This window comes from Shinella sp. SUS2, from assembly GCF_001262505.1.
Lineage (GTDB): Bacteria > Pseudomonadota > Alphaproteobacteria > Rhizobiales > Rhizobiaceae > Shinella.
On record NZ_KQ410731.1, the window covers coordinates 1 to 25,987 of the forward strand.

General features: G+C 63.8%; 22 protein-coding genes and 1 pseudogene. 8 read left to right on the forward strand and 15 right to left on the reverse strand.

Annotation, left to right across the window (positions count from 1 at the left end; translation table 11 throughout):
* From AKG11_RS14920 to AKG11_RS14930, 3 genes and pseudogenes are all read left to right on the forward strand, one after another.
* Positions 1 to 180, forward strand: a pseudogene (locus tag AKG11_RS14920) (glycine C-acetyltransferase); the annotation flags it as partial.
* A 114-nt stretch (positions 181 to 294) separates the two neighbouring features.
* Complete coding sequence (gene tdh / locus AKG11_RS14925; RefSeq protein WP_050744439.1) at positions 295 to 1,329, forward strand: L-threonine 3-dehydrogenase; 1,035 nt, start codon at positions 295 to 297, stop codon at positions 1,327 to 1,329.
* A 161-nt stretch (positions 1,330 to 1,490) separates the two neighbouring features.
* The gene (locus tag AKG11_RS14930) at positions 1,491 to 2,765 is read left to right on the forward strand and encodes an MATE family efflux transporter (RefSeq protein ID WP_197283983.1); all 1,275 of its coding nucleotides are present in this window, start codon (positions 1,491 to 1,493) and stop codon (positions 2,763 to 2,765) included.
* A gap of 119 nt (positions 2,766 to 2,884) precedes the next feature.
* Here the strand turns inward: AKG11_RS14930 and AKG11_RS14935 are convergent, their stop codons facing one another.
* The 6 genes from AKG11_RS14935 to AKG11_RS14960 form a co-directional block, all read right to left on the reverse strand.
* The gene (locus AKG11_RS14935; protein ID WP_082342446.1) at positions 2,885 to 4,159 is read right to left on the reverse strand and encodes an NAD(P)/FAD-dependent oxidoreductase; all 1,275 of its coding nucleotides are present in this window, start codon (positions 4,157 to 4,159) and stop codon (positions 2,885 to 2,887) included.
* A gap of 34 nt (positions 4,160 to 4,193) precedes the next feature.
* Positions 4,194 to 4,922 (reverse strand): amino acid ABC transporter ATP-binding protein, encoded by a 729-nt coding sequence (locus AKG11_RS14940; RefSeq protein WP_050744442.1) that lies wholly within the window; start codon positions 4,920 to 4,922, stop codon positions 4,194 to 4,196.
* Between the two features lie 48 nt (positions 4,923 to 4,970).
* Positions 4,971 to 5,633 carry an amino acid ABC transporter permease gene (locus AKG11_RS14945; RefSeq protein WP_050744443.1) on the reverse strand — a complete coding sequence of 221 codons (663 nt, stop codon included), beginning with the start codon at positions 5,631 to 5,633 and terminating at the stop codon, positions 4,971 to 4,973.
* Between the two features lie 13 nt (positions 5,634 to 5,646).
* A complete protein-coding gene (locus AKG11_RS14950; RefSeq protein ID WP_245290220.1) occupies positions 5,647 to 6,363 on the reverse strand; it encodes an amino acid ABC transporter permease in 717 nt (238 codons plus the stop codon).
* A gap of 125 nt (positions 6,364 to 6,488) precedes the next feature.
* The gene (locus tag AKG11_RS14955) at positions 6,489 to 7,292 is read right to left on the reverse strand and encodes an ABC transporter substrate-binding protein (RefSeq protein WP_050744444.1); all 804 of its coding nucleotides are present in this window, start codon (positions 7,290 to 7,292) and stop codon (positions 6,489 to 6,491) included.
* 62 nt (positions 7,293 to 7,354) lie between these two features.
* Positions 7,355 to 7,879: an Lrp/AsnC family transcriptional regulator gene (locus tag AKG11_RS14960; RefSeq protein WP_023516600.1), complete on the reverse strand. Its 525-nt coding sequence runs from the start codon at positions 7,877 to 7,879 to the stop codon at positions 7,355 to 7,357.
* 735 nt (positions 7,880 to 8,614) lie between these two features.
* On the opposite strand from AKG11_RS14960, the gene AKG11_RS35785 reads away from it, so the two are divergent.
* Positions 8,615 to 11,848, forward strand: coding sequence for a putative Ig domain-containing protein (locus AKG11_RS35785; protein ID WP_050744445.1), 3,234 nt, complete (start codon positions 8,615 to 8,617; stop codon positions 11,846 to 11,848).
* Between the two features lie 249 nt (positions 11,849 to 12,097).
* Here the strand turns inward: AKG11_RS35785 and AKG11_RS14970 are convergent, their stop codons facing one another.
* From AKG11_RS14970 to AKG11_RS14985, 4 genes are all read right to left on the reverse strand, one after another.
* Entirely contained in the window at positions 12,098 to 14,284 is a 2,187-nt protein-coding gene (locus tag AKG11_RS14970; protein WP_050744446.1) for a caspase family protein, read from the reverse strand.
* A 246-nt stretch (positions 14,285 to 14,530) separates the two neighbouring features.
* A complete protein-coding gene (locus AKG11_RS14975; RefSeq protein WP_050744447.1) occupies positions 14,531 to 14,863 on the reverse strand; it encodes a cupredoxin domain-containing protein in 333 nt (110 codons plus the stop codon).
* Positions 14,860 to 15,381, reverse strand: coding sequence for a DUF4142 domain-containing protein (locus AKG11_RS14980; RefSeq protein WP_050744448.1), 522 nt, complete (start codon positions 15,379 to 15,381; stop codon positions 14,860 to 14,862). Before AKG11_RS14980 ends, AKG11_RS14975 begins: the two co-directional genes overlap by 4 nt.
* A 79-nt stretch (positions 15,382 to 15,460) precedes the next feature.
* Positions 15,461 to 16,150 (reverse strand): RNA polymerase sigma factor, encoded by a 690-nt coding sequence (locus AKG11_RS14985; RefSeq protein ID WP_050744449.1) that lies wholly within the window; start codon positions 16,148 to 16,150, stop codon positions 15,461 to 15,463.
* A 183-nt stretch (positions 16,151 to 16,333) separates the two neighbouring features.
* On the opposite strand from AKG11_RS14985, the gene AKG11_RS14990 reads away from it, so the two are divergent.
* Positions 16,334 to 17,194 (forward strand): urea carboxylase-associated family protein, encoded by an 861-nt coding sequence (locus AKG11_RS14990; protein ID WP_050744450.1) that lies wholly within the window; start codon positions 16,334 to 16,336, stop codon positions 17,192 to 17,194.
* Between the two features lie 80 nt (positions 17,195 to 17,274).
* Here AKG11_RS14990 and AKG11_RS14995 read toward each other — a convergent pair whose 3' ends face one another.
* The 3 genes from AKG11_RS14995 to AKG11_RS15005 form a co-directional block, all read right to left on the reverse strand.
* A complete protein-coding gene (locus AKG11_RS14995; RefSeq protein WP_088016530.1) occupies positions 17,275 to 19,545 on the reverse strand; it encodes a M10 family metallopeptidase C-terminal domain-containing protein in 2,271 nt (756 codons plus the stop codon).
* A gap of 280 nt (positions 19,546 to 19,825) precedes the next feature.
* Complete coding sequence (locus AKG11_RS15000) at positions 19,826 to 20,458, reverse strand: Vgb family protein (RefSeq protein WP_050744452.1); 633 nt, start codon at positions 20,456 to 20,458, stop codon at positions 19,826 to 19,828.
* 138 nt (positions 20,459 to 20,596) lie between these two features.
* A complete protein-coding gene (locus AKG11_RS15005; protein WP_050744453.1) occupies positions 20,597 to 21,817 on the reverse strand; it encodes a DNA-binding protein in 1,221 nt (406 codons plus the stop codon).
* Between the two features lie 86 nt (positions 21,818 to 21,903).
* Here AKG11_RS15005 and AKG11_RS15010 point away from each other — a divergent pair, with 86 nt between their 5' ends.
* Together AKG11_RS15010 and AKG11_RS15015 are read left to right on the forward strand one after the other, a co-directional pair.
* Complete coding sequence (locus AKG11_RS15010) at positions 21,904 to 22,602, forward strand: DUF899 domain-containing protein (RefSeq protein WP_050744454.1); 699 nt, start codon at positions 21,904 to 21,906, stop codon at positions 22,600 to 22,602.
* 48 nt (positions 22,603 to 22,650) lie between these two features.
* Positions 22,651 to 23,865: an MFS transporter gene (locus AKG11_RS15015; RefSeq protein WP_050744455.1), complete on the forward strand. Its 1,215-nt coding sequence runs from the start codon at positions 22,651 to 22,653 to the stop codon at positions 23,863 to 23,865.
* Between the two features lie 63 nt (positions 23,866 to 23,928).
* Here AKG11_RS15015 and AKG11_RS15020 read toward each other — a convergent pair whose 3' ends face one another.
* Both AKG11_RS15020 and AKG11_RS15025 read right to left on the reverse strand, forming a co-directional pair.
* A complete protein-coding gene (locus AKG11_RS15020; protein WP_023516175.1) occupies positions 23,929 to 24,111 on the reverse strand; it encodes a hypothetical protein in 183 nt (60 codons plus the stop codon).
* Positions 24,112 to 24,121: 10 nt separating this feature from the next.
* Positions 24,122 to 24,319: a hypothetical protein gene (locus AKG11_RS15025; protein ID WP_023516174.1), complete on the reverse strand. Its 198-nt coding sequence runs from the start codon at positions 24,317 to 24,319 to the stop codon at positions 24,122 to 24,124.
* A 611-nt stretch (positions 24,320 to 24,930) separates the two neighbouring features.
* Here AKG11_RS15025 and AKG11_RS15030 point away from each other — a divergent pair.
* Positions 24,931 to 25,950, forward strand: coding sequence for an amino acid ABC transporter substrate-binding protein (locus tag AKG11_RS15030; protein WP_023517072.1), 1,020 nt, complete (start codon positions 24,931 to 24,933; stop codon positions 25,948 to 25,950).
* The last annotated feature ends 37 nt before the right edge of the window (positions 25,951 to 25,987 follow it).

Consider the following 25,987-nt stretch of genomic DNA (forward strand, 5'->3'; position numbering starts at 1 on the left):
GAGATGGCCTCGCGCATGCTGGCGCGGGGCGTCTATGTGATCGGCTTTTCCTTCCCGGTCGTGCCGCGCGGCCAGGCGCGCATCCGCACCCAGATGTCGGCGGCGCACGGCGAGGCGGATGTCCGCAAGGCCATCGACGTCTTCGCAGAGGTCGGGCGTGAGCTCGGCGTGATCGGATAAACGGCAGGTTGCCGGCAGCCGCCTTCCGGAAGCGGCGGTGCTGCCGGCCCATTCTGAAACAGATACGGCCCCGTTTGCGGGGCGGCGTGAGCCACGAAGGGCTGAGACGAACACATGTCGAACACAATGCGAGCGCTGGTGAAGGCGAAGTCCGAGCCGGGAATCTGGATGGAGGAGGTTCCCGTTCCGGACATCGGCCCGAACGACGTCCTGATCAAGATCCGGAAGACCGCGATCTGCGGGACCGATGTCCACATCTACAACTGGGACCAGTGGGCGCAGAAGACCGTTCCGGTCCAGATGGTGACGGGCCACGAATTCGTCGGCACGATCGCGGATTTCGGGTCGGCTGTCACGCAGTACAAGGTCGGGCAACGGGTTTCGGGCGAGGGGCACATCGTCTGCGGCCATTGCCGCAACTGCCGTGCGGGCCGGGGGCACCTGTGCCGCAACACGCTGGGCGTCGGCGTCAACCGGCCGGGCGCCTTTGCCGAATATCTTGCGATACCGCAGGAGAATGTCGTGCCGATCCCGGATGACGTTCCGGATGAGATCGCCGCGATCTTCGATCCGCTCGGCAATGCCGTGCACACCGCGCTGTCCTTCGATCTCGTCGGCGAGGACGTGCTCGTCACCGGTGCAGGGCCGATCGGCATCATGGGGGCGTTGGTCGCCCAATGTGCCGGTGCGCGGAAGGTCGTCATCACCGATATCAATCCGGTCCGCCTGGAACTCGCCCGCAAGATGGGCGTGCGCTACGTCGTCGATGCGTCGCGGGAAAAGCTCAAGGACGTGATGCCGACCATCGGCATGACGGAAGGTTTCGACGTCGGCCTCGAGATGTCGGGCGCGGCACCGGCCTTCCGCGACATGATCGACGCGATGAACAATGGCGGCAAGATCGCCATTCTCGGCATCGCCCCGACCGGATTCGAGATCGACTGGAACAAGGTCATCTTCAAGATGCTGCACCTCAAGGGCATCTACGGCCGCGAGATGTACGAGACCTGGTACAAGATGATCGCCCTGGTTCAGGGGCCGCTGGATGTTTCCGGCCTGATCACCCACCGGATTGCCATCGATGACTATCAGGCGGGGTTCGAGGCGATGCGCACGGGCAGTTCGGGCAAGGTCGTCATGGATTGGTAAGCGCGGAAAACCGTGCCGGCGGGCCGGATCGGAAACGCCGGCACACGAAATTGCGATGACATCAGGTCAGGCGGACGCGGCCGCTGTTTGGTTTCCGCCGGGGCCTTCGAACAATGAACATTCCGTTACCTGTCGACCAACACGAAAACTGGAACCGCCGGATGCTCACCCTGGCGCTTCCCATCATTCTGGCCAATCTGGCGCAGCCGGTATTGTCGCTGGTCGATACGATGGTGGCGGGGCATCTTCCCGGGCCGTGGTTCCTGGGCGGCGTGGCGCTGGGCGGGGTGCTGTTCAATTTCCTCTTCTGGAGCTTCAGCTTCCTGCGGATGGCGACGACCGGTCTGGTCGCCCAGGCCTGGGGCGCGGATGACAGCGCCCTCGTGCGCAAGCACCTGCTGCGGGCCCTTCTCGTCGCCGCGGCCGGTGGCGGGGCCATCGTCCTGTTGCAGAAGCCGATCATCGAGACCGGGCTTGCCCTTCTCGGTGGAAGCGAGGCGGTCTACGAGAGTGCCGCCGCATATGCCTTTGCCCGAATCTGGTCGGCGCCTGCATCTCTTGGGAACTTCGTCCTGCTCGGTTATCTCCTCGGTCGCCAGCGCGTGATGGTTTCGCTTGCCCTTCAGATCGCCCTCAACGTGATCAACCTGGCCGCGACGCTGGCGCTCGTCCTCGTCTTCGACTGGGGCGTTGCCGGTATCGGCGCCGGCACCGCTCTTGCCGAGTGGGCAGCCTTCATCATCGGTCTGGCTATCGTTCGGCCATTCAGGGCAAATCCTGCGCTGGCGTGGCGGGACCTGCTGGATGGAGCCGCCTTTCGCCGGCTGGTCGCGGTCAATCGCGACATATTCCTGCGCAGTCTGCTTCTCCTGATCTGCTTCGGCTGGTTCGCCCGCAGCGGCGCTGCGGAAGGCGATGCCATCCTGGCCGCCAACGCGGTTCTCCTGAACCTCCACGGCATCACGTCCTACGGTCTCGACGGCTTCGCGCATGCCACGGAAACGCTCGTCGGCTCGGCGATCGGCGCCCGCCGCCGGGAAGCGCTGCGCCGGGTGATCAGGGCCGCATTCCTTTGGTCGGGGCTGGTCGCCCTCCTGTTTTCGCTTTGCTATGCCGTGGCGGGCTCGCAGATCATCGCACTTCTGACCAATCAGGAGGACGTGCGCGCCACAGCTACCCAGTTCCTGCCCTACGTCATCGCCCTGCCTCTCATCTCGGTTTTCGGCTACATGCTCGACGGCGTGTTCATCGGTGCGATCCGCACGCGGGACCTGCGCAACAGCATGTTCATTTCGACAGCCATCTTCCTCGTGTCGGCCTATGGTCTCCAGCAAATCTGGGGCAACCACGGTCTTTGGATGGGGATGATCGTGCTGATGGTCGCGCGGACCGTGACGCTGGGGCGGAACCTGAAGCACATTTTTTCCGAAATGTAGACGAAGGCGGTCGACCTCCACCGGCGGCGCCCTGCGAGATCCGTTTCCTGCTGCCGGCCGCGAGCGCAAACCCATGGAGGGAACTGGCCTGCGAACCGGCTCTGGGCACAAATCGGCACTCAGCCAAAGCGGTCGATCAGATAGGGCGCCAGTTGCGGCTTCGAACGACGGTCCGTCATGCCGTCGCGCACCAGTTCCGCCGTGCGTGCGGCCATCGTCAATCCGAGATGGCCATGGCCGAATGCATAGAAAACATCGGGGTTGCGAGGTGACGGGCCGATCACGGGCAGCGAGTCCGGTGTGGATGGCCGGAAACCCATCCACTCGGTCACGGGCATTCTGTCTTTCAAGGCGGGAAGAGCGCTTCTGGCCGACGGGATGAGTGCCCGTATCCGGGAATAGTTCGGCGGCGCCTTCAGCCCGGCGAGTTCATCGCCGCTTACCAGGCGAACCCCGTCGTGCATCGGCGAAAGCACCAGCGACAAGCGTGGGATGACCACCGGACCGCGCAGCAGCCGGCCCGTCTCTTCTCCGAATGCGATGTGGTATCCGCGCTCGGTATCCAGGCTTACGCGGTCGCCGACCTGCCGCACCAAATTGGCCGACCAGGCCCCTGCCGCAATGACCAAACGATCGAAACTGCGCACCCCGTCCTCGGCATGGACTGTGGCGCCCGCTTGAGGCCCGCGTGCAACGCCTTTGACATGCCGGCGCAAATGCACGGCACCCAATCGCGACGCGCCTTCAAGATAGGCGTTGGCCAAGGCCCCGGGGTTGCGCACGAAGCCGCTCTCGAATTGATGAAGCCCGAAAAGGCAAAGGGAAGGGTCGAGGTTTGGCTCCAGATCGGTCAGGGCCTTGCGGTCGAGGATCGTGTAGCGAACCCCAAAACGATCCATCAGACGGCGATCCAGCGCGGTGGCCTCGAACTCCTGTTGCGAGCCATAGACCTTCAACCAACCCTCCTGGCCAATCAACGACTGGGCACCGCATCGCGACGCGAGGGTTTGATGCGCGGCAAGGGACTGCGAGACGAGCGGATGGAGTGCCGCCGAGATCCGATCGACCTCGGCCGGCCTGGCGGCGCGGATGAAGCGCACAAGCCAAGGCAGCACGCGAATTGAATGGCGCATGCGAAGGACCGCGGGGGAAGACCGATCCAGCAGATAGGACGGAAGGGCACGCAGGACATCCGGCGTCGCAGTCGGCGTCACGGAGCCGGTAACAATGCCGCCTGCATTGCCGGAGGAGGTGCCGGCTCCCGGCAGGTCAGGATCGAACACTGTCACCTTGTGGCCGTCGAGGGCCAGGGCGAAAGCGGTCGCGCATCCCACGATGCCCGCGCCAACGATGGCAATCGCCAAAGGCGCAGTTTCATTCACACGCGTTTGCATGGAACATCCCACCCGAATTGACAGGGTTTCGACCCTAGTGCTGCAGGATCTTGCCGAGGAAATCCCGCGTCCGGTCGTTTTGCGGCGCGGTGAAGAATATCTCTGGTTTTGCAGCTTCGACGATGGCGCCGCGATCCATGAAGATAACCCGATCGGCCACCCGCCGGGCGAAACCCATTTCGTGAGTCACGACCATCATCGTCATGCCTTCCCGCGCGAGCGACACCATCACATCCAGCACTTCATTGATCATCTCGGGGTCCAGCGCAGAGGTCGGCTCATCGAACAGCATGATTTTGGGCTGCATTGCCAGCGACCTGACGATAGCGACCCGTTGCTGCTGGCCGCCGGAGAGCTGATGGGGATAGTTGCCCATCTTGTCGCCGAGGTCGACCTTTTCCAGCAGGGCCCGGCCGCGCGCCTCCGCCTCGGCTCTGGGAAGCTTGCGCACGTGGACCGGCGCGAGGACCACATTCTCCAGGGCAGTTTTGTGCGGATACAGGTTGAACTGCTGGAACACGAAACCGACCTCCATCCGCAGATTGCGCAACCGCGTTTCAGGGGTGCCGAGCCTTGCGCCATCGACGGTCAAGCCGCCCTTCTGAAACGTCTCCAGGCCATTGACGCATCTGATCAGCGTGCTTTTACCCGAACCGGACGGGCCACAGACCACGACGACCTCCCCCTTGCCAACGCTGAGATTGACATCGTTCAGGACGTGCAGGGGGCCATACCATTTGTTGAGAGATTGAAACTCGATCATGGGGTGATATCCAGTGGGAACAAGGTCGTGACAGTCATGGCATTCCCGTCACAGGGCCGTGGGCTGGCCCTGGCCTTCCATACGGCGCGCCAGATAGATCAGCGGGTAGCAGATCACGAAGTACGACAGGCCCACGATCGCGAAGACGAGAAGGCCGTTGGGGATCGACTGCACCATCACCCAGCCCACCCGCGTCAGATCCAGCAGGCCGATGGCGGAGACGACGGACGAATCCTTGATCAACAGCACGAACTGCCCGACGAGGGACGGGGTCACAATCCGGGTGGCCTGCGGCAGGATGACGTGGCGCATCTGCTGGGTGCGGGTCAGACCCGAGGCCGCCGCCGCTTCCGATTGCCCCGGCGGTACGGCTTTGATGCCTGATGCGACGATCTCTCCGATGAAGCAGGCGGCGGCATTCGACAGGGCGACCACGCCCGCCCAGAAGGCGCTCAATTCTATTCCCGTTTCGGGCAGAATGAAAAAGACGAGGAACACCTGGACGAGGAACGGCGTGCCTCTAAAGAAATCCACATAGAGACCCACCAGCTGCGAAAGCCAGCGTTGCGATCCCGCGCGAACGATGCCGAATGCGAAGCCGACGGCAACGCCTATGACAAGGCTCAGCGCGGATAGCGACACCGTCATGCCGATGCCCTTCAGCAAAACGGGCCAGTAGCCGATTGCCTGGTCAATCTGGAACCATACCATCTCCGCTCCTCCCTCAGGCCTTGCCGGGATGCTGGCTCTGGTGTGCCCAAAGGCCCGCCAGTGCTTTCAGGGTGTAGTACAAAACGAGATAGGCAAGTGCCGTTGCAACGAGGCCTTCGACCGGCATGAAGCGATCGATGGCGATCATCTGCCCGGCGCGCGTCAGCTCCACCACCGAGATGAGCGACAGCAGGGATGAGTCCTTGACCAGCACGATGGCCTGGCCGATCAGTGGCGATACCGTGGGCCGCACGGCTTGCGGAAGGACAATCAACCGCATGCGCTGCAGATAGGTTAGCCCGGTGCTCATCGCCGCCTCGATCTGCCCGCGCTGGATCGAGAGAATCCCCGAGCGGACAATTTCGGCGACGTAGGCACCGGAGTTCAAGGACAGCGCGATGACCCCGATCACGATTTCCGGCACCAGAATGCCGAGGCGGGGCAATCCGAAATACAGAAAGTAGAGCTGCGCCAACAACGGTGTCGCGCGAATTGCATCGACATAGGCCACGGCAGGCCATTTGAGCCAGCGCAGCGGCTGGATGCTGAGAGTGCAGGCAATGATGCCGAGAACAATGGCCCCGGCAAAACCGGCAGCCGACAACAGGAGCGTCGCGAGAAAACCCTGCCAGATGTCCGGCAGATATTCCAGCATCACACGCGTATTCAGGTTTCCAAACATGGCACCGATTTTCAAGGCAGGATGCGGCGCGCGATCACGGGCAGTCATCCGCCCGTGATGTCGGCGCTCGGAACGAGAGTTTGTCAGGGAAAAGTGGAATCCGGCTTGCCCGAGAAGACAAACGAAAACAAAGAACGCTGAAGCTGTCAGATTCAGTACGACGCTGACGGACTCTAGTGCTCGGCTTTCCACTTGTCCGAGTTTACCCAATAGTTGAGGTTTTCCTGAAGCCGCCCGTCGAGCGTGGTGTTGTCGATGAACAGGTTTGCCCAGGTAAGGAGATCCATCGAGTCGTATCGCACGGCATAGGCCAGCGGTTCCTTGGAAAGGAGGTCCGGAAAAACCGTGAACGTGCCGGCACCGTATGTGGCCGTTTGCGCCGCGACGGCCGAGCTGTCGTTCAGTCCGCAATCAGCCTGGCCTGAAGCGACCGCGTCCAGGAGCAGGGTACCCGAGCCCTTGAACGATTTGACCTGGCCTTGCGGGAATGCCACCGGAGCGAGTTTCTCGCCGGTCGAACCGAGGAGCACCGCGATCGTCGTGCCGGGCGCCCTGCAATCCTCGACGGTCTTGAACGCACCGTCGCCCTTGCTGAAGGCGACAGCGCCAACATACATGAAAGGCTTGGTAAAACCGACTTTGGTTGCGCGCGCCAGCGTCGGCGTCATGTCTGCAGCGAGAATGTCTGCCTTGCCGGACATCAGCGCCGGCAGCAGGCCGTCCCAGTCGAAGTCGAGATAAACGACCTTGACGCCCATCTCCTTTGCCATCAGCGTTGTCAGATCGATGGCGCTGCCGGTCCTGTTGCCGCTCTTGTCCATGAACGAGAAGGGAGGCCCCTGGGTTTGCACTGCGACGCGCAATTCGCCGCGTGCAATGATGTCGTCCAGCGTGCCGGCATTGACCGAAGTTGCACCTGCGGCCTGTGTCATGACGGCAAGCGTCGCCGTCAGAACAAACGCATTGAGTTTGCTCATTCATCCTCTCCCATTTATTGAAATACCGGACCTCCCGGCCTTTGCTTCCTACAGGCCGCCCATCACTCCCGGCCCGGATCTGCAGCGAGGTCGTCTCTGCCGATTTCGTCGTCCCAGACGCCTTTCGGCAAGCTGAGCCATTTGTTGTGTGATTTCATCACCACGAAGGTTTCGCTGCTGCGGATCACGCCTGGTTCCTCCAGGCCGGGCAGCAGCTCGCTGGTAACCCGGTAGAGTTCGTCCATGTCCCCTTCGAACAGCACTTCGGCAATGATGTCGTAGCGGCCGGTCACGAGGCTGACGGAGGCCACATAGGGCAATTCGGAAATCTTTTTGGCAATCTCGTTCAGCCGGCCATGGCCATTTGCGCGGATGCCAACCATCGCGCACACGAGTTCGGGCCGCTCCGATATGTTCAGCACGCCGACGATCTTCAGCAGGTTCCGCTCGATCAAGGATTTCAGGCGCGCCCGCACGGTCGGGGGGCTGAGGCCCAGACGCTCCGCCAAATCATTGACCCCGTCACGACCGTCGTCCGACAGCAGTTTCGTGAGGTGCCTGTCTATCCGGTCCAATACAGCGCGCATTCTGTCCTTCTTGTATGGCTGGCTCGATGAGGGGAGAATAGGAATTAGGAAAAAAATAGCAACACATTTTTTCCTTTTAGAAAAATTAAGCGATGCTTTCTTTCCATTTATGCTGGCTTCGTGTGTGAAGAGGCCTGCGAGCACACCCAGTACGATTATAACACTCCGCAAGCGAGTGCTCCCAGGGCCTCATCAAGACGCACCATGGCATTTGGATTGCGCACAGGGGTAGCCTTGCGCGCGCAACCGACGCATCGCCATCGCCGGGCTTACCGGCGCGGTGTTTGTCAAGAATGGCGCGGGCCGTGGCGAAATCCTGCCGGCCCGTTTGCTTGACGGAGGCAGCGGTCCGCCGCGCTGTAGCGCAAACAAAGAGAACCCGCCGTGGCCGCAAACCACCGAAGCGTGGCTCCGGAGGAGGGCACTTGCGGGACCAGTTCAGCGCTTCGCCTGTCGTTTCAGAAAAAATCAGAAAATTTCAGAAAGCTGGGGCGGCCGTATCAGGACCTTCGCTGGCGGCGGGATTATCTATGTCGCGCACGGGAATGGGGAACGGCATTCGTGCCTTGGCCGAGGGCGGCGGCCGACGAATGTCGATAGCGACAGCGTGGTTTCGAGCGCCCGCCCGCGGGACGCTTTGGTTGCCAACACGACGCCACGGCAGCGGGGACACGATTTCCGGCATCGGGACTGGCGCCGCCCGTTGTGCAGGGGAATGACATTTTGGGGAACGTTATGTTTGGAAGTACGACGGAAAGCCGGATCAACACCACGACCGGCGGGAACCAGACCGCGCAGAGCGTCACGGCACTCTCCAATGGCGGCTGGGTGGTGACCTGGCAGCAGGGCCATGACATCTACCAGCAGGCCTATGACGCCCATGGTGAGCCGGCCGGGTCCGAGACGCGGGTCAGTCCGGATCTCGGGTCGGCCGTAAATTTCGAGGCGCCGCAGGTCGTTGCGCTCACCGACGGCGGCTGGGTGACGATGTGGGGTATCTCCTATCAAAGCCTTCAGGCGCAAATCTTTCAGGCTGATGGAACGGCAGGCCCCAGCCTGGTGATTGCCGTTCAATTCGGCAGGCCGCAGGATGCGCAGATCGTCGCCCTACCGGATGGCGGCTGGGCGGCTATCTGGTCGACCGATTATTTTATCTCGAAAGGCGTTCACGTCGCGACATTCGACGCCGACGGCAACCCGGTCATGCCGGCAATGCGCGTCGATACCCAGACGTCGAGCCTTTTCTGGGAGAACGCCAAGGTCACACCACTCGCAAACGGCGGCTTCGTCGCGACATGGGTGGCAAGCGACTACAATCTCTACCAGCAGGTCTTTGACGAGCATGGTGCGCTGGTCGGTTCCAACGAGGGCGTGAACACGGGCGGGTCGACGCTCAACGGTCCGTACTATGAAGTCATCGTCCGCCCTGGCGGAGGCTGGATTGTCGCCTGGAGCGCGGGAAGCGGGCTCAACAGCGAGGTCTATCAGCGGGTCTATGATGAAAATGGCAACGCTGGCACCGTCACGCAGATCAATCGCGGCAGTGACGGTCCGCAGAACTTCGTGCAGATAGCGCTTCTGGAAGGCGGCGGTTGGGTCGTGTCGTGGGTCGGCGACGACGACACCAGCGCGGGGACGAGCAACGGCCTTTTCCAGAGGGTCTACGACGCCAACGGCGATGCGCTTGGCCCGGAAACGATGGTCAATACGACCGTCGAGGGCTGGCAATATGTTCACTCCGTCGTCGCGCTGACGGGCGGCGGCTGGGTCGTGACCTGGGAGTCGACCAATCAGGATGGCAGCGGCTTGGGTGTCTACCAGCAGGTCTATGGTGCCAACGGGCAGCCGGTCGGCGGCGAGACGCGGGTCAACGGCGAAACGGAGGGCGACCAGAAGGTCATCAAGGTCACCGCCCTGCCGGACGGCGGCTGGGTCGTGACCTGGCAATCCGCCGGGCAGGACGGCGACGGGCTCGGCCTCTACCAGCGCACCTTTTGGGTCGGCAACGACGCGCCGACCGTCGGCAACACGATCGCGGCGCAGCAGGCGACGGAGGACAGCGCCTTCAGCTTCACCTTCGCCGCAAACACCTTCTCCGATGCCGACGCGCTCGATCGGCTGACCTTTACGGCAACGCTCGCCAATGGCGACGACCTGCCGGCCTGGCTGGAATTCGATCCCGAGACCCGAACCTTCTCCGGCACGCCCGAGAACGGCGATGTCGGGGAGATCAGCATCCGCGTCATCGCGACCGATGGGGGCGGCGAAAGCGTTTCCGTCGATTTCACGCTGACGGTCGACAATGTCAACGATCCGCCGGAGCCGAACGGGACGATCGCTGCTCAGGTGGCGAGCGAGGATACGGCGTTCAGCCTCACCCTTCCCGCCAATACGTTCATCGATGTCGATGCCGGCGACACGATGACCTATGCCGCGTCTCTGACGAACCATGACCCGCTTCCGGCCTGGCTCACCTTCGATCCCGCGACACGGACCTTTTCCGGCACGCCCGACAATGACGATGTCGGGGAGGTCACCATTCGCCTGTTTGCGATCGACGAAGACCGGACGGTCGGTTTCATCGATTTCACCCTGACGGTGCAGAACGTCAACGATGCGCCAACGGTGGTGGGCATGATCGCGGCGCAGCAGGCGACGGAGGACCGGGCCTTCAGCTACACCGTGCCGGCCAACACCTTTGCGGATGCCGATGCCGGCGACACGCTCAGCTATTCGGCAAAGCTCTCCAACGGCAATGCCCTGCCGAGCTGGCTGGTGTTCAATCCGGCGACGCGGACCTTTTCCGGAACGCCGCCGACGGGCGATGCGAGCGGCATCACCGTGCGCGTGACCGCGACGGACGGGAGCGCCAGAACCGCCTTCGTCGATTTCATGCTTACCGTCACCGCCGTCAACGACGATCCGGAGCTGCCCTCCAACGGCACGGCCGCGACGGCCGAAGACAAGAAACTGACCGTCGATGTGCTGGCCGCCGCACGGGACGAGGAGGGCGATGCGCTGAGCCTCGTTTCCGCCTCCGTGCGCTCGGGCTTCGGTTCCGTCTCGATCGAGAACGGTCGTCTGGTCTACGACCCGACGAGCGCGCCGAACCAGAACCTTGCCGAAGGGGAGAGCCGTACGGTCGTCATCCGCTACACCGTGTCTGACGGCCACGGCGGCACGGCCACGGCCGACCTCAAGGTCACCGTCCGCGGCGTCTCGCCCGATGTGGTCAAGGGCACGGACGGCAACGACAGGCTGGACGGCAGCAAGGGGGCCGATGTTCTCTATGGCTATGCCGGAAAGGACGTGCTTGACGGCAAGGGTGGCGCGGACCGCCTGGTCGGCGGCGAGGGCAACGACACCTATATCGTCGGAAAGGGCGATGTCGTCGTCGAGAAGGCGGATGAGGGTATCGACCTCGTCAAGTCCGCCGTCAGCCACGCGCTGTCCAGCCATGTCGAGAACCTGACGCTGGAGGGCAGGGACAACATCAACGGAACCGGCAACAGCCTTGCCAACACGCTGACCGGCAATGCCGGCCGGAACACGCTTGATGGCGGGGCGGGCAACGACAAGCTGAACGGCGGCGCTGGAAACGACAGGCTCTATGGCGGGCAGGGCGCGGACAAACTATCGGGGGGCTCCGGTGCGGATACGTTCGTCTTCAAGTCCATCATGGAAACAACGGTTGCCTCCTCGGGCCGCGACACGATCCTCGATTTCAGCCGCAGCCAGGGCGACAAGATCGACCTGAAGGCTATCGATGCCAGCACGAAGAGTTCTGCGAACCAGTCCTTCGATTTCATCGGCGATGAAAAGTTCCACAAGAAGGCCGGGGAACTGCGCTACGAGACGAAGGCGGGCAACACGTATATCCATGGTGACGTCAACGGAGACGGCAAGGCCGATTTCACCATCGTTCTCGACAGGGTGATCGACCTCAAAGCCAGCGATTTCATCCTCTAGACGTTGCGGTATCAGCTTTGACGGCATCGGCCGGGAAGCGACCACGGCGTGGAAGAGATGGTTGCCATGCCATGTGGTCGTCCAGTGGCTGCCCGGGCGGGGCGTGCTGACGGTCGTGGTATCCCCCCGTCGGCCGATGGGGATGTTGCCCGCCGGCAGGCACAAGCGATCCGAAAACGGCTCAGCTGCGGTCCCGATCGCCTGTTTTCGAAGAGGCGTTTTTGCCTCGGAATGTATGCGTGTGTGGCCTCATGGAATTTCGGTGTAGGCGAGGGCGCCGGCTTTGGCCTCGTTCTTTTGTTCGGCCGTCAGCCGCGCGCGTGCGGCGTCCGCGACGGTAAGGCCATCCGGCGGCTGCCACCACACGTCATGCGTCAGCGTCGACATGTCGTTGTCGAGGAGGATGTAGTCGGCAAACTTCTCCCCATGTTCGCGAAACGCCGCCGGTACGGTGTAGGCATAGTCGGCCATCTCCTGGACGCGCCTGCCATCCTTTGCCGAAAAGATGGCGGCGCCTGTCTGGCCAACGACGGAATAGAGATCGCCCGCCGGCGAGAAGGAGGCGTAGAGACCCTTCTCCACCTTTCCGATCTGTTGTCCGGTCTGTGTATCGAACAGGAGGATTTCATAGGATCCGCCGTTGTCGAGTTGCGTGGCGACCATCCGCGTCCCATCCGCACTGAAGCCGAAGGCTATCGGATAGAGCTCCTTCGAAACCGGAACGACCCCAGAACCGACCAGGCTGTTCTGCACGAGCGACCAGTGCCCGAAGACGAGCAGCTTGGGCACATTGGTAGAGGTGTTCGTGCAGACGAACGAAAGGGAGGCGCCGTCGGCACTCAGGACCGCAAAGCCCCGGGTCAATGCCCAACCCGCCGTATTGGCCAGTCCGTTGCATTTCGTTCCAAGGTCGAACTCAAACCGCTTGGCGCCGCTGTTCACGTCCCAGCCCTGCACCAGGGCGAGACCCTGTTTGTGGAGCGTTCCGACAAGAACGGCGCCATCCGGGCTGAACACCAGGACGGGGGGATTGAAGCCACCATAGGCCGGGCCCAGATGGTCTGCGGAAAGCTTGATGGTGGAGATGGTCTTGCCCGTCGCCGCATCGGCGACCTTGGTGATCCCCTTGCCGAGATAGGCGGCAACGCGGGATCCGTCCGCCGAGAATTTTACGCTGGGGACCGCGGTTCCCACCTCGCCCAGAATGCCGATCACCGTCTTCGTGCCGGTGTCCCAGATCTCCAGCGTGCCTTTTCCGACGCCACGATATTCGCGGTCGACGGAGGCGACGACGGCCCGGTCGCCACCCACATTGGCGACCACGACGTGGATGTTGTTCGCGGGAACGGGAAGGACGATGCTGCTCGAGCGCGTGGCCGCCGTCAGCGCCTGATAGGCAAAGGGAAACTGTTCCGCGGTCCTGTCGTCGATGCTCTGCGGAAGGCCCCGGAAAGCCTCCACGATCGCGCCCTCGACATCGCCCCTCCCGAGAAGCCGTTTCGATGCTCCCGCGTGGTTTTCGGAGGCCGACTGCGCGTCCTCGAATGTCATCGTGCCGTTCAGCAGGATTTCGGCGGTGAGCGACGATTTTATCCATGGTGTCTGGGACCAGTCCGTCGCTTCGCCGACGCTTCGGGAGACCTCGCTGAGGGCGCGTTGGACGGAAAAACCGGGCGTCTTGACGGCCGTGACAAAGGCTGTTGTGAACGGGCTCAGGTCTCCCTCGCCATCCGAGGCCGTCGCGTTGGGCGACGTGGAGTAGGCGACGAAAATCCCGCGCGCCTCCTGTCTCGCGCCCGGCGTGTTGGCATCCACCTTTGCCAGCCCCCGCGCGAGGCTGCGGCCGGTTGATGCCGACAGGCCCTGGGCGTCCTCGCGCGCGAACGGATTGTTGCGACAGGCGTCAAGGAAAACGAGGATGGAGGCGGACTTCGCCTTCACGCCATCGATGATCTCGTCGATATAGACGAAGGCATCGGAAAGGGCGCCGCCGGCCTCGGCATCCGTCGCGACGATGTAGTTGCGGTCATCGATCTGTATGCCGTGTCCGGAATAGTAGACCAGGGCGATATCGTCGGGCGACAGGGCGGATTGCATGCGCAACACACAGTCGCGGATGGTCGCACCGCGGGCGTCCAGCGCCACGAAGACGGTGAAGTTCAGTTTTTGCAGCACATCCGTCACCGCGGCGGCATCCCGGGCCGGATTGCGCAGCGGTGCGATGCCGCCGCCATAGGCCGCGTTACCGATCACCAGCGCCAGCCTGCCAACCTTGCCTTCCGGTGCGCTGTCGAGAGGTTGGGAGCCGCCGGCCGCCATCTCCTGACAGGTATCGGCGGGGATCGTCTGCGTCGTGGTGGATGCGCTGGCGGAGGCGCATGAAAGGCACAGGCCGAGCGCCAGCGTTGCGTACGCGAGCAAAGTTTTCACGAGCATGACCAGTTCCTCGAGGGAAAGACCAACGGTGAATGTGCTGCAGTGCCTGAAATGAAGGCGTCACAGTAGCAGCTTCATTAGGAGGCGTAAATATTATTGCCGTCTGAACACTGCATCGCGCGGACGGCTGAGGTTTGCAGGAGGCAGGCCGGATGATGGGGGGAAGCAACGCCTTCCGGGGAAGGCGTTGCCCTGCTGCAAATGTCGGCCGGGTATGCCTTGTGTTCGCACCCGGCGCGCAGGGTGTCAGGCAATGATGGTGATCGTTCCCTTCATGTTGGGGTGGAAGCGGCAGTAGTAGGCGACGCTGTCGTCAGCGGTGGCAACGTGCGTGATCGTCTTGCCGGGTGGGATCAGGATGTCCCAGCCGCCCTTGACGGTGGCGGTGTGGGAAAAAGGATCCCGGTTGGTCCATTCGATGGTCTCGCCGGCCTTGACCTTTATGTCGGCGGGCAGGAAGGCGAGTTTTTCGATGGCGACGTGCACGGTGCCGTTATGGGCGCGGGCAAGCGCATGGCTGGCGAGGACGGCTGCGCCTGTCGCAAGGAGCTGCCGCCGGTTGAGGGAGGGCAGGGTCATTTCAGGGCGGCCGCGACATGTTCGGCGTGCTGCTGGTGGCCTTGGAAGAGTTTCAGGCCGGTTTCGAGCAGGCTCTTCAGCTCGGCATTTTCCGCGGAGGGGATGAGCAGGGCTTCCAGCGCCTTGTTGACCTCGCCGTGATAGGCGACCTCGTTGTTGATATAGGCCTTGTCGAAGGCCGCGCCGTCGAGCTTGGCGAGTTCGGCGCGCTTGTCCTCGGCGGCCCTGGCAAGGGCCTGGCTGGTGGCGTTGTCCTGCGGCGTCACGTTCAGCTTCTTGACGAGGGCAAGGGCCATGTCGTTGACGGCCTCGTGGTCCTTCTGCATCGACTGGGCGAAGGCGAGCACATCGGCATTCTTCGTCTTCGACAAAGCGAGCTTGGCGGCCTCCACGTCGATGAGCCCGGCGCTATAGGCGATATGGGCGATCTCGGGATCGGTCGGCTTGTCGGCAGCGCCGGCGAGGGAGGCGGCAAGGGCAAGGCAGGCGGCGCCGAGCGTGGTCATGAGGGTCTTCATCGGGTTTCTCCTTGGCCGGCGGTGCCGGTCCTGTTTCGGTAACGCAGCATTGGATGCCGCATCGCCGCCGGGGTTCCCGTCAGCCTGCAAGGCCGAGTTTTGCAATGACGGCCTCCGTCAACCGGTCGCAGCGCGCGCCGGCAAAGGGGAAGGCGTCGATCAGCACCGGGCCGATCTGCGCCTCAAGCCGTGCCCGGATCAGCTTGCGGGCGCGGTGAAGCCGTGTCTTGACGGTGGCCGGCGGCAGGTCGAGCAGCGCGGCGGCCTCTTCGACGCTGAGGCCCTCGATGACACGGGCGACGAAGACGAGGCGGAAAGCTTCGGGAAGCGCGTCGGTCGCCTCCTCGACGAGGTGCAGGAGTTGTCGCTGGGCCATGAGGCGCTCCGGGTCCTCGATGGAGGAGGCAAGCGGGAAGGGGATGATCTCGGCCTGTGTCGGGCCGGCCGGGGGCGCGGCGCGCTTCAGCCGTTTCTCGGCGCGAAGGCGCATTAGGGCGGTGTTGAGGGCGATGCGCGACAGCCAGGTCGACAGCGAGGCCTCGCCGTTGAAGCCCTGAAGATGGGCGAAGGCCTTCAGATAGGCCTCCTGCAGCACATCCTCCGCATCTGCATTGTTGCGGATGACGGCCCGCACGAGACGGTAGAGGCGCTGGTTGTGGTGCTTGATGATGCGGCGGACCGCATCGGCGTCGCCAGCGGCCGCGCGCGCGACGAGGCGAGCTTCGTCCTCGATGGCGGCGGCGGGGGTGGCATTGGACAAGACGGGCATGCTTGTTCTCCTTCCGGGACCATATTGGATGCCGGCGGTGCCGCAAGGTTCCCGGAAAAATCCGCCTGTATCGCGACGTGCGGGGTCGGCGAAGGACGGCTGACAGATGGCGGGAACCGGCTATAGTCGCCGGCGGCTCGCAATGCCTGTGGTGGCGGCGCGACACGACATGGAGACTGAAAGATGAAGCCCACCCCCATCACGGCGGCGCCCGGCGACGCCGCCGCCCGCAAGGCGATCAAGCCGGTGATCTGCTATCCGGTCGAGACCCTGCCGCGTCCCGACCTTGCGGCCTATCGCGCGCTCCGGGACGACCTGACGCTTGTCGAAACGGTCGTCATACCGCCGCGCGAGGCCGCCACCTGGTCGGTGCCGGCCGGACATTTCTGCCGTCTTGTCTGCAGCGAGGGGCCGCAGGTGGGCGACCTCAACCTCTTCAATGCGCAGGATCTGAAGGAACGGCTCTACACGGGCAAGACACGCGCGCTCGCCGGCACCCATGTCGGCCTCGGCGACCAGCTCTTTTCCAATTTTCCCTATCTGCGCCCCATCGCGACGATCACGCACGACACGCTCGACTGGTACGGCTTCGACGCGTTCGGCGGCGCAGTGCATGACGTGATCGGCACGCGCTGCGACCCCTATACGCACAACCTGCTCAGCCACGGCGGGCAGTATCACCATTGCTGCCACTCGAACCTCACCCGCGCCTTTGCGGCGAAGACCGGCATGGCGCTGCGCGAGGCGGAAACCTATGTGCACGACGTGCTGAACGTCTTCATGTGCACCGGCTTCACGCGCGATACCGGCCAGTATTTCATGAAGGCGAGCCCGGTGCGGCCGGACGACTATCTGGAGTTTTTCGCCGAGATCGATCTTCTCGGCTGCATGTCGGCCTGCCCGGGTGGGGATTGCTCTGCGCAGCACTCGTCCGACACGGCGGCGTGTTACCCCATGGTCGTCGAAATCTACAAGCCGAAAACCCTGCCGGCCGGCTGGGCGCCGCCGCCGGTCAACGGCTACGATGGTAGCCATGGTCTCTAGGGGATTTCCGAGCCGAAGCGGTGACGCTTCGGCTCGGGCGCTATCGTAGAACAACAGCTGCGCCGGCTGCCCGCTCGACCCTAGAGAATGAAGTCATCTCTGTTGAGGCTTTTCTGGCCTTCCAGCGTGACCTGGATTCCATTGATCGAGACGACCACGCCTGACGCTGTCGTCTGGATATTGATGTCGTTGAAATCCAGCGGGTTCGTGCGGGTCGAAAAGGCCGAGAGGTCGATCTTGTCCTGACCGCGGGTGAAATCCATGATGCGGTCCTTGCCGGTCTTCTCCCGGAAGATGAAGATGTCGTTGCCGGCTCCACCCCAGAGCTCGTCGTTGCCGGGACCGCCATGAATCCGGTCATCGCCGGTGCCGCCATAAATCTGGTCGCTCCCCGCGCCTCCATAGAGGATGTCGTTGCCGCTGCCGCCACCGAGAAGGTCGTCGCCGGCGCCGCCGCCCAGGGTGTCGTCGTCATCGCCGCCATACAGCTTGTCGTTGCCGCCGCCGCCCCAGAGCTTGTCCTTGCCGTCGCCGCCGTAGAGCCTGTCGGCGCCGCTATCCTTTCCGCCATAGAGCTTGTCGTCGCCACCACCGCCGAAAAGCGTGTCGGCGCCCGGGCCGCCGCCGAGAATGTCGTTGCCGCTGCCGCCCTTCAGCAGGTCGTCGTCTTCCCCGCCCCACAATGTATCGTTGCCAGCGCCACCGTCGAGATGGTCGTCTCCGCCCTTGCCGGAGAGCAGGTCCGCCCAGTTCGTTCCGGTGAACCGGTCGTCGCCATCGCCTCCGATGAGGATCTTGCCCTTGTCCGTGTCGGGTGTCGTCGGCGTCGGTGTCACGTTGAAGGTGATAACGCGCTCGGTCTGGTCGATATCCCTGCCGTTGTGATCGGTGCCCCCGTCGTCAATGACCTTGAAGCCGATCGTCGTCAGGGCGGTGCCGTCCTCGCCCGCCGGGGGCTCCCAGGTCAATTTCCCGGCGGTGATATCTGCAACCGCGATCGTCTGCCCTGCCGTGATGGCAATGCCGTTCAGAAGGACAGTGCCCTTCGTCGGGAGCGTCGTTATTTTTACACCGGACAGGCTGTTGCCGTTGGTATCGGAAAAGCCGAAATCGGCGACCTTGAAACTATAGGCCGTGTTTTCCTTCGCCGTGAGGGTTGCATTGGTCCCGGTGGGGGCGTCGTTGACGCCGAAGTAGGTCTTCTGGACGATGTTCTGGAATTCTCCAGGCACACCCATTTTGAAACTCTGCCAGGTGACCACCCAGCCGCCACCCGGTAGCGCCGTTACGGACGGGAATTCCTGATCGCTCGCCGTTATGTCGTTTACGAGGACCTCGCTTCCGACTGCCGTGCCGCTCGAATTATAGTGGCGTAGGTAAATGTCGTTGGCGCTTTGCCAGGCGACCACCCATCCGCCATCGGTCAGGGCGGTGATGGACGCATTTTTCTGATCGCCTGTCGAGGTCGTGTTGACCTGCGTTTCCCCTGACCCCAGGGCGTTGCCGTCCTTGTCGTATCTTTGCTGGTAGATGCCGGTTCCATTTGTATCGGGTGATTGCCAGGCGACGACCCAGCCGCCGTCCTTCAACCCCGTGACGATGGCATTGGCCTGTGCGCCCGCCGTAAGGCTGTTGACAGGCGTTTCCACGCCTTCCTGGGTGCCGTCGGCCTTAAAACGCTGCTGGTAGATGCCGGTTCCGTCGGCGTCGGGTGACTGCCAGGTAACGATCCACCCGCCGTCCTCCAGCACGGCGACGGAAGGCTTGGTTTGGTTTCCGGCAAGTGTGGTGTGGACACGAACTTGTGCGAGCGTGGTCGGATCGCCATTTGCATCATACTGTTGCTGGAAGATGCCGTGGCCATTGCCGGCGCCATCGTTCCGAGATGCCCACACGACGACCCAGCCACCATTGGGCAACGCGGTCACGGTGGGCATTTCCTGTACGCTGCCCACGTCCGTATTGATGACCTCTCCCACGGCGGTCGTCGCAGTGCCGTCTGCATCGTAGCGCCGCTGGTAGATTTCCGGGCCGCCTGCTTCATCGCCGACCCACGTCACAAGCCAGCCGCCGTCTTTGAGGGCGGTTATCGCAGGTTGATACTGCGATTCGGCGGTCGTCGTGTTTACCAGCACTTCGACGCCGTCTGGCGTTCCATCCGGTTTGTAGCGTTGTTGGTAGACGCCGTCGTTCGAGCCGTCCTGTCCCCAGGATTGCCATGTCACCACCCAGCCGCCGTCCTTGAGCATTGCAACGGATGGCTCCAGCTGCTGGCCCGGCAAGTGTGTGTTGACCATGGTTTCGGTGCCTACCAGGATAGTCATGGCGGTTCTTCCCTGTTTGTGGCGCATCTTGGACGATGGCCATTTTTGGTTGAATTCCCTTAAAAGTAGAGGAGTATGAGGTTGAGCTCGCGATGGCAAGTGTCGGATGGGTTGTAGCGAAAAGAATTCTCCGGTTTCACGGGGGCGGGAAATGCAGGCCGTGTTTTTTGGCCTCGTGAGGCGGCTGTCCGCTCGATCAACGGGCGTATCCTGTGCTCCACGCCGCGCCGGGCTATCGGTGCCGCCACGCCTTCAGAAGGATGGCGGCACCCGTGTTCGTTGCATTGCCAGCCGCGTCCGGCATCCGTCAGCGCGGGCGGCGGATGGCGCGGATCTTTCCGCTGTTGCCGCCGCCGCAGAAGAAGCGGTCGGCGCCGTCGGATTCGAGGCCGGAGACACCGATGCCGGCGGGCATGGTGATGGTGTCGAGCACGGCGCCGGTTTTTGGGTCGAGGCGACGCAGGTCGCTTTCCTCGCCCTCCCAGGTGCCGTGCCAGAGCTCGCCGTCCACCCAGGTGACGCCCGTCACCATGCGGTTGCTCTCGATGGTGCGTCGCACGGCGCCGGTTTCCGGGTCGATTTCGTGGATCTGCCGGCTGCGGTACTCGCCGACCCAGAGCGAGCCTTCCGCCCAGGTGAGGCCGGAATCGCCGCCGTTGCCGGGGGCGGGGATGGTGGAGACGATGGCGCCGGAGGCCGGGTCGATCTTGTGGATGCGGTCCTCGGCGATCTGGAAGAGATGGCGGCCGTCATAGGCGGTGCCGGCATGGGCGGAAAGGTCGATCGCGCGCAGCACGCGGCCGTCGTCCGGATCGAGCGCGTTGACCTTGTCGCCCGAGGCGAACCAGACGGCCTTGCCGTCGAAGGTGACGCCGTGGACCTGGTCCACGCCGGGGAAGGGGCCGTATTCGCGCAGAATGTCTGCTTTGGACGTGGTCATGCTTGTCTCCTTTGAACCGTTGATGCGGTGGTCCCGTCGTGTCGGGGCGATTGCCGGGATCGGCGCCGTGTGCTTCAGCCCCTGGTCTTGCGCATGTCGCCGCCGCAAGACTGCCGCGAACTGGTGCGCGTTCCGTTTCTAGCTGCCGGGCAGCGGACCCGGGAGTAACAAGAGTGTCGAGAAAGCGCCGGGCACCGGCGTCAGCCAGCGCCGGCTGCGGCTGCGGCCGACAGCCTGCACCTTGCCGGCGGCGGAAAGCTGTTCGAGTGCGCGCTGCACGGTGCGGGCGCTCGTGCCGAGCGCGATGGCGAGTGCGGAGCTCGACCAGGCCTCGCCATCGGCAAAGAGGGCCAGCACATCGGCATGCGGTTCGTCATGCGGCGGCGCCAGCACGGCAACGGCCCGCCCGCCACGGGGCAGCAGCCGGAAACCGTCCTTCGTGGCGGTGGCCCCGGCAAGCGGCTCGAGCTCGGCCCGCAGCCGGCCCATTTCGACGCGCAGGCGTACCCGGTGGGATTCGTCGGCATGCCGGGCCCGGAAGGCGCGGAGCAACAGGTGTTCCCGGCTGGCATCGGCGGGAAAGGCCTCGGCGAGCGTGCGCAGCAGCGCAAACAGGATCGGCCGCGTGGCCAGCGAGATGCGGGTCTCGCCGCAGCGCACGACATGGCGGCAGGCATCGACCACCAGTCTGTCGGTTGCCAGCAGCGCTTCGACCTCGGCGGGCAGCAGAAGGCGCTCCTCGCCATCCGCGATCGCGCGGGCGGTCGGTCTTTGCAGGATCGCGGCCGCGTCCTCCACCTCCTGAACAAGGGCGGGAATGCCGGCGTGCCGGGCGGCCTCCGCGGCGCGTGCAAAGGCCTCGCGGGCTGTTGCCGTGCGCAGGCGGCGGGTCGCGATGCCGGCAGCGGCGAGGGCATGCGCGGCCCGAAGCGGCGGGGTCAATGCTGCGGGATCGAGCGTGGCGAGCTGCGCTGCGGCGTCGTCGAGCCGGCCGATCAGGAGCAGGCGGCGGATGGCGAGTGTCCGGGCATGGGCGGCGTTGGGCCGGTCGCCATGGGCCGCAAGCGTCGCCTCGGCAGCGGCGAGCGCCTTCACCGGCCAGGCAAGGTCGCGCGAGACGAGGGCGATCTCGGCTTGCGCGACGACGCAGCGCGCCCGCGCCATCGGCTCGCGCGGCCCGAAGGCGCGAGCGGCGTTCTTCAGCAGCGCCTTCGCGCGCTCGAGATCGCCGAGCTGCGCCATGGCGATGCCGCGCAGGGCCAGGGCCGGTGCGTCGTCACGCAGCGCGACGCGGCTCAACGCGCCGAGCGGATCGCCGGTTGCGAGCGCCCGGGCGGCGGCGATGATCATCGAGTCCATGCAATTCCCGTCACACTTGTAACTCCCGCTTCGCGGCGACCACCCCTTACGTTTGGTGCATCGCTAGAGAAGAAAGGCGTTTCACGATGCGCAATCAAGTCGTTTCACATGAGGACTGGCTGAAGGCCCGGCTGGCGCTGCTCGCCGCGGAAAAGGAATTCACCCGCCAGCGCGAGGCGCTGACCCGCCAACGGATGGCGATGCCCTGGGAGCGGGTGGAGAAGGCTTACCGCTTCGACGGGCCGGAGGGCGTCCTGACGCTGGAGGACCTTTTCGCCGGGCGCTCGCAGCTCCTCGTCTATCACTTCATGCTGGGGCCGGACTGGCAGGAGGGCTGCAAGTCCTGTTCCTTCTGGGCCGACAATTTCAACGGCATTCCGGTTCATCTCGCCCAGCGCGACGTGACCTTCACGGCGATCTCGCGCGCGCCGCTGGAAAAGATCGATGCCTACCGGCGGCGCATGGGCTGGAGCTTTCCGTGGGTCTCCTCGGGCGGCAGCGACTTCAACTTCGACTATCAGGCGTCCGCGACACCGCAGGAACAGGCGGCGGGGCGCGCCTATTACAATTTCGAGATTTGTTCGAACACCATGTCGGAAATGGTCGGCGTCAGCGTCTTTTACAGGAGCGGGCCGGGCGAGGTGTACCACACCTACTCCTGCTACGCGCGCGGCGTCGAGATGGTGAACGGTGCCTATCACTTCCTCGACCTCGTGCCGAAAGGCCGCGACGAGGACGGCCTTCGCTATCCGATGGAATGGGTAAGGCGGCACGATCAATACTGATTTGGGCGCGGCCCCGGCCAGAAGCTGGCGGCCGCAGAGGAGATGACAATGATCCATACGCATTATCGCTGGGTGATCGTCGCCGCAGGCGGCCTTCTCGGCTGTATCGCCATCGGCGCGATGTTCTCGCTGCCGGTCTTCCTGCTGCCGATCGCCAAGGACACCGGCTGGTCGGTGACCGGCATTTCCACCGCCATGACCATCGGCTTTCTCGCCATGGCCTTCGCGAGCATGTTTTGGGGCAGCCTTTCGGATCGCTGGGGGCCGCGGCCCGTCGTGCTGGCGGGCTCGGTGCTTCTGGCGGCAAGCCTGATGGCTGCGAGCGTCGCCACCTCGCTTCTCGCCTTCCAGTTCGTCTTCGGGCTGGTCGTCGGTGTGGCGGTCGCTGCCGTCTTCGCGCCGATGATGGCCTGCGTCACCGGCTGGTTCGACACGCACAGGAGCCTTGCTGTCTCGCTCGTCTCGGCCGGCATGGGCATGGCGCCGATGACCATGTCGCCCTTTGCCGCCTGGCTGGTCACCTTCAACGACTGGCGCGCCTCGATGCAGATCATCGCGCTTCTCGTCGCCGTCGTGATGATCTCGGCCGCCCTTCTGGTGCGGCGTGCGCCGGGGCTGGAGGCGGGCGGCGATGAGCTTGCGGCGGCCGACGAGCCGCAGGCCGGCATGACAACGCGCGATGTCCTGAAGACACCGCAGTTCATCATCCTGTGCCTGACGAACTTCTTCTGCTGCGCCACCCATTCCGGGCCGATCTTCCACACGGTGAGCTATGCCATCACCTGCGGCATTCCGATGATCGCCGCCGTCTCGATCTACAGCATCGAAGGCCTTGCCGGCATGGGCGGCCGGGTCGCCTTCGGCCTGCTCGGCGACCGGTTCGGCGCCAAGCATATCCTGGTGCTCGGCCTCTTCGCGCAGGCCTTCGGGGCGCTCGCCTATGTCTTTACCGGCGGGCTGGCCTCCTTCTATGTCGTGGCGGGCCTGTTCGGCTTCATCTATGCCGGCGTCATGCCGCTCTATGCGGTGATCGCCCGGGAAAACTTCCCGCTGCGCATGATGGGCACCGTCATCGGCGGAACGGCCATGGCCGGCAGCCTCGGCATGGCGCTGGGGCCGGTGGCGGGCGGGCTGATCTACGACACCTTCGCCAGCTATACCTGGCTCTATGTCGGCTCGTGGGGCATCGGCCTCGGCGCTTTCCTGATCGCCATGACCTTCCGACCGGTGCCGAAGGCGCGCGAGGCGCTGGCGGCGGCATAACCGCGAACAATCGACCCGCCGTCCATTCGGGCGGCGGGGTTTCTGGAGAGAAGGCAGCGGTCTTCAGGCCGCGCCTGCGGGATCGCCGATCGGCATCAGCGCCGGTTTCGTCGCCTGTTCGCGCCTGGTCTTCTCGGCTTCGGTCTCGGGCTCGGCGGTGGTATCGCCGGGCTCGACATCGTTCCGGGGCTTGTGTTCGTCGGGGGAGGGGCGCTTCGGGTCGCCTTGTGCTTTCGGGCTCGTCATGTCCGTCTCCTTAGAAATTCAGGAATTGCGCCGGGTTCTGGCGGGCGCGCATCAACAGGTCCAGCTCCCGCTTGGACGGGCCGAACTTGTCGTAGAGGCGCTTGGCCTCTTGCGCCGGCAGATCGTAGGCCGTGCGAAAGGTTTCTATCGTGTAGCGTTCTCCCGACAGCCTTCGGTGGTCGGGAAAGAGCTTGGACTGGTCCGGCATCGAGCATCACGCCTCATTGTCAAGGGCATGACCTCAACCGGTAACCGTGCCGATTGTTCCCGCAGGCATACGGGAAAAATTCGGGTGCTTTGCAGCCAGCGGACGGGCCTGTGCCATGCCGGTGAAAACCCGCCGCGTGCGGTTGCCGATAGTCGTGGCAGATGTCCCGCCACGCCTGCGCGACGGAAGGCCGCGCATTTGCGATGCCAAGGGCGGGACAGCGACGAGGCCGGAGCATTCGCGTTCCAGCCTCGTCGCCTGGGAGAAATTCTGGCCGGAAACCTCACCTCGGCTGTCCGACGACAATTGTATAATCAAATATCCGGGAAACTGTATGGCCTGATAAATTTATCAATATGCATAAACCTTCCAGCGCATCAGTTGCGCCTTCGAAGGTGTGCAGAATAACAGTTAATGTCTAATATACATGGCTTCATGCTCATTGTACATGGCTGATTTTGTGGGATTGTCGACATTCCATATCTGGAACTGTTGATGATGCGCTTTTTGCATTGTACACAATAATTGCGATCTAAGAGATCGCGATGGAGCGGTGTCGCTGGAGGGCGGTGCGTCGGCTCTATCCAACAACACCCAATGGGAGGGGAAGCATGAAGCAGGCACTTCTTTCGATCTGCGCGGCCGCGCTCGGGCTCACGATGGCCGGTCAGGCCTCGGCAGCCGGCACGCTCGAAACCGTCAAGGCGCGCGGCAAGCTGGTCTGCGGCGTCTCGCTGGCAACGCCGGGTTTTGCGGCGCCCGACGACAAGGGCCGCATGCAGGGCTTCGATGCCGATATCTGCCGGTCGATCGCCGCCGCGGTCTTCGGCGACGGCGACAAGGTCGATTTCGTTCCGACCAACATCAACACGCGCTTCCAGGCGCTGCAGTCCGGCGAGATCGACGTCCTGTCGCGCCAGACGACCCACACCTTCTCGCGCGATGCCTCGCTCGGCCTCGATTTCGGCCCGACGGTCTTTTACGACGGCCAGGGCCTGATGGTGGCCAAGTCGCTCGGCGTTTCCAGCGCCAAGGAGCTGACGGAAGCTGCGATCTGCACCCTGCCGGGCACCACGACGGCGCAGAACATCTCCGACTTCTTCCGCGCGATCAACGGCAAGTTCGAGCTCGTCGTCTTCGAAAGCCCGGACGAGAATCGCGCGGCCTTCTATTCCGGCCGTTGCGAGGCGATCACCTCCGACCGGTCCGACCTTGCCTCGATCCGCGCCGTCGCCAACAATCCGGACGACTATATCGTTCTGCCGGAGACCATCTCCAAGGAGCCGCTGGCGCCGGCCTTCCGCCAGAACGATTCCAACTGGGGTGACATCGTTTCCTGGTCGGTCTGGCTGCTGATGGCCGCCGAGGAGAAGGGCATCACCCAGGCGAATGTCGACGAGAAGCTGAAGAGCGAGGATCCGGACGTGCAGCGCATGCTCGGCGCCACGGAAGAGCTAGGCAAGATGCTCGGCCTTGACAACAAGTGGGGCTACAACATCATCAAGAGCGTCGGCAACTATGGCGAAGTGTTCGAGCGCAATCTCGGTGAGGGCACCAAGCTCGGCCTGACGCGTGGCCCCAACGCGCTGTGGAACGCCGGCGGCATGATCTACTCGCCGCCGATCCGCTGATCGCTTCCGAGCGATCGTCCGGGCGCGCGCATGGCGG

Excerpts from the sequence above, each read along its gene's own strand:
- AKG11_RS14945 (WP_050744443.1), bottom strand. The coding sequence starts at position 5,633 with ATGGTATGGTTCCAGATTGACCAGGCAATCGGCTACTGGCCCGTTTTG.
- AKG11_RS14995 (WP_088016530.1), bottom strand. The coding sequence starts at position 19,545 with ATGCGCCACAAACAGGGAAGAACCGCCATGACTATCCTGGTAGGCACC.
- AKG11_RS15015 (WP_050744455.1), top strand. The coding sequence starts at position 22,651 with ATGATCCATACGCATTATCGCTGGGTGATCGTCGCCGCAGGCGGCCTT.
- AKG11_RS14935 (WP_082342446.1), bottom strand. The coding sequence starts at position 4,159 with ATGCAAACGCGTGTGAATGAAACTGCGCCTTTGGCGATTGCCATCGTT.
- AKG11_RS15000 (WP_050744452.1), bottom strand. The coding sequence starts at position 20,458 with ATGACCACGTCCAAAGCAGACATTCTGCGCGAATACGGCCCCTTCCCC.
- AKG11_RS14930 (WP_197283983.1), top strand. The coding sequence starts at position 1,491 with ATGCTCACCCTGGCGCTTCCCATCATTCTGGCCAATCTGGCGCAGCCG.
- AKG11_RS14970 (WP_050744446.1), bottom strand. The coding sequence starts at position 14,284 with ATGCTCGTGAAAACTTTGCTCGCGTACGCAACGCTGGCGCTCGGCCTG.
- AKG11_RS15020 (WP_023516175.1), bottom strand. The coding sequence starts at position 24,111 with ATGACGAGCCCGAAAGCACAAGGCGACCCGAAGCGCCCCTCCCCCGAC.
- AKG11_RS14955 (WP_050744444.1), bottom strand. The coding sequence starts at position 7,292 with ATGAGCAAACTCAATGCGTTTGTTCTGACGGCGACGCTTGCCGTCATG.
- AKG11_RS14980 (WP_050744448.1), bottom strand. The coding sequence starts at position 15,381 with ATGAAGACCCTCATGACCACGCTCGGCGCCGCCTGCCTTGCCCTTGCC.
- AKG11_RS15005 (WP_050744453.1), bottom strand. The coding sequence starts at position 21,817 with ATGGACTCGATGATCATCGCCGCCGCCCGGGCGCTCGCAACCGGCGAT.
- AKG11_RS14960 (WP_023516600.1), bottom strand. The coding sequence starts at position 7,879 with ATGCGCGCTGTATTGGACCGGATAGACAGGCACCTCACGAAACTGCTG.
- AKG11_RS35785 (WP_050744445.1), top strand. The coding sequence starts at position 8,615 with ATGTTTGGAAGTACGACGGAAAGCCGGATCAACACCACGACCGGCGGG.
- AKG11_RS14950 (WP_245290220.1), bottom strand. The coding sequence starts at position 6,363 with ATGACTGCCCGTGATCGCGCGCCGCATCCTGCCTTGAAAATCGGTGCC.
- AKG11_RS15010 (WP_050744454.1), top strand. The coding sequence starts at position 21,904 with ATGCGCAATCAAGTCGTTTCACATGAGGACTGGCTGAAGGCCCGGCTG.
- AKG11_RS14940 (WP_050744442.1), bottom strand. The coding sequence starts at position 4,922 with ATGATCGAGTTTCAATCTCTCAACAAATGGTATGGCCCCCTGCACGTC.
- AKG11_RS15030 (WP_023517072.1), top strand. The coding sequence starts at position 24,931 with ATGAAGCAGGCACTTCTTTCGATCTGCGCGGCCGCGCTCGGGCTCACG.
- tdh (WP_050744439.1), top strand. The coding sequence starts at position 295 with ATGTCGAACACAATGCGAGCGCTGGTGAAGGCGAAGTCCGAGCCGGGA.
- AKG11_RS14985 (WP_050744449.1), bottom strand. The coding sequence starts at position 16,150 with ATGCCCGTCTTGTCCAATGCCACCCCCGCCGCCGCCATCGAGGACGAA.
- AKG11_RS14990 (WP_050744450.1), top strand. The coding sequence starts at position 16,334 with ATGAAGCCCACCCCCATCACGGCGGCGCCCGGCGACGCCGCCGCCCGC.
- AKG11_RS14975 (WP_050744447.1), bottom strand. The coding sequence starts at position 14,863 with ATGACCCTGCCCTCCCTCAACCGGCGGCAGCTCCTTGCGACAGGCGCA.
- AKG11_RS15025 (WP_023516174.1), bottom strand. The coding sequence starts at position 24,319 with ATGCCGGACCAGTCCAAGCTCTTTCCCGACCACCGAAGGCTGTCGGGA.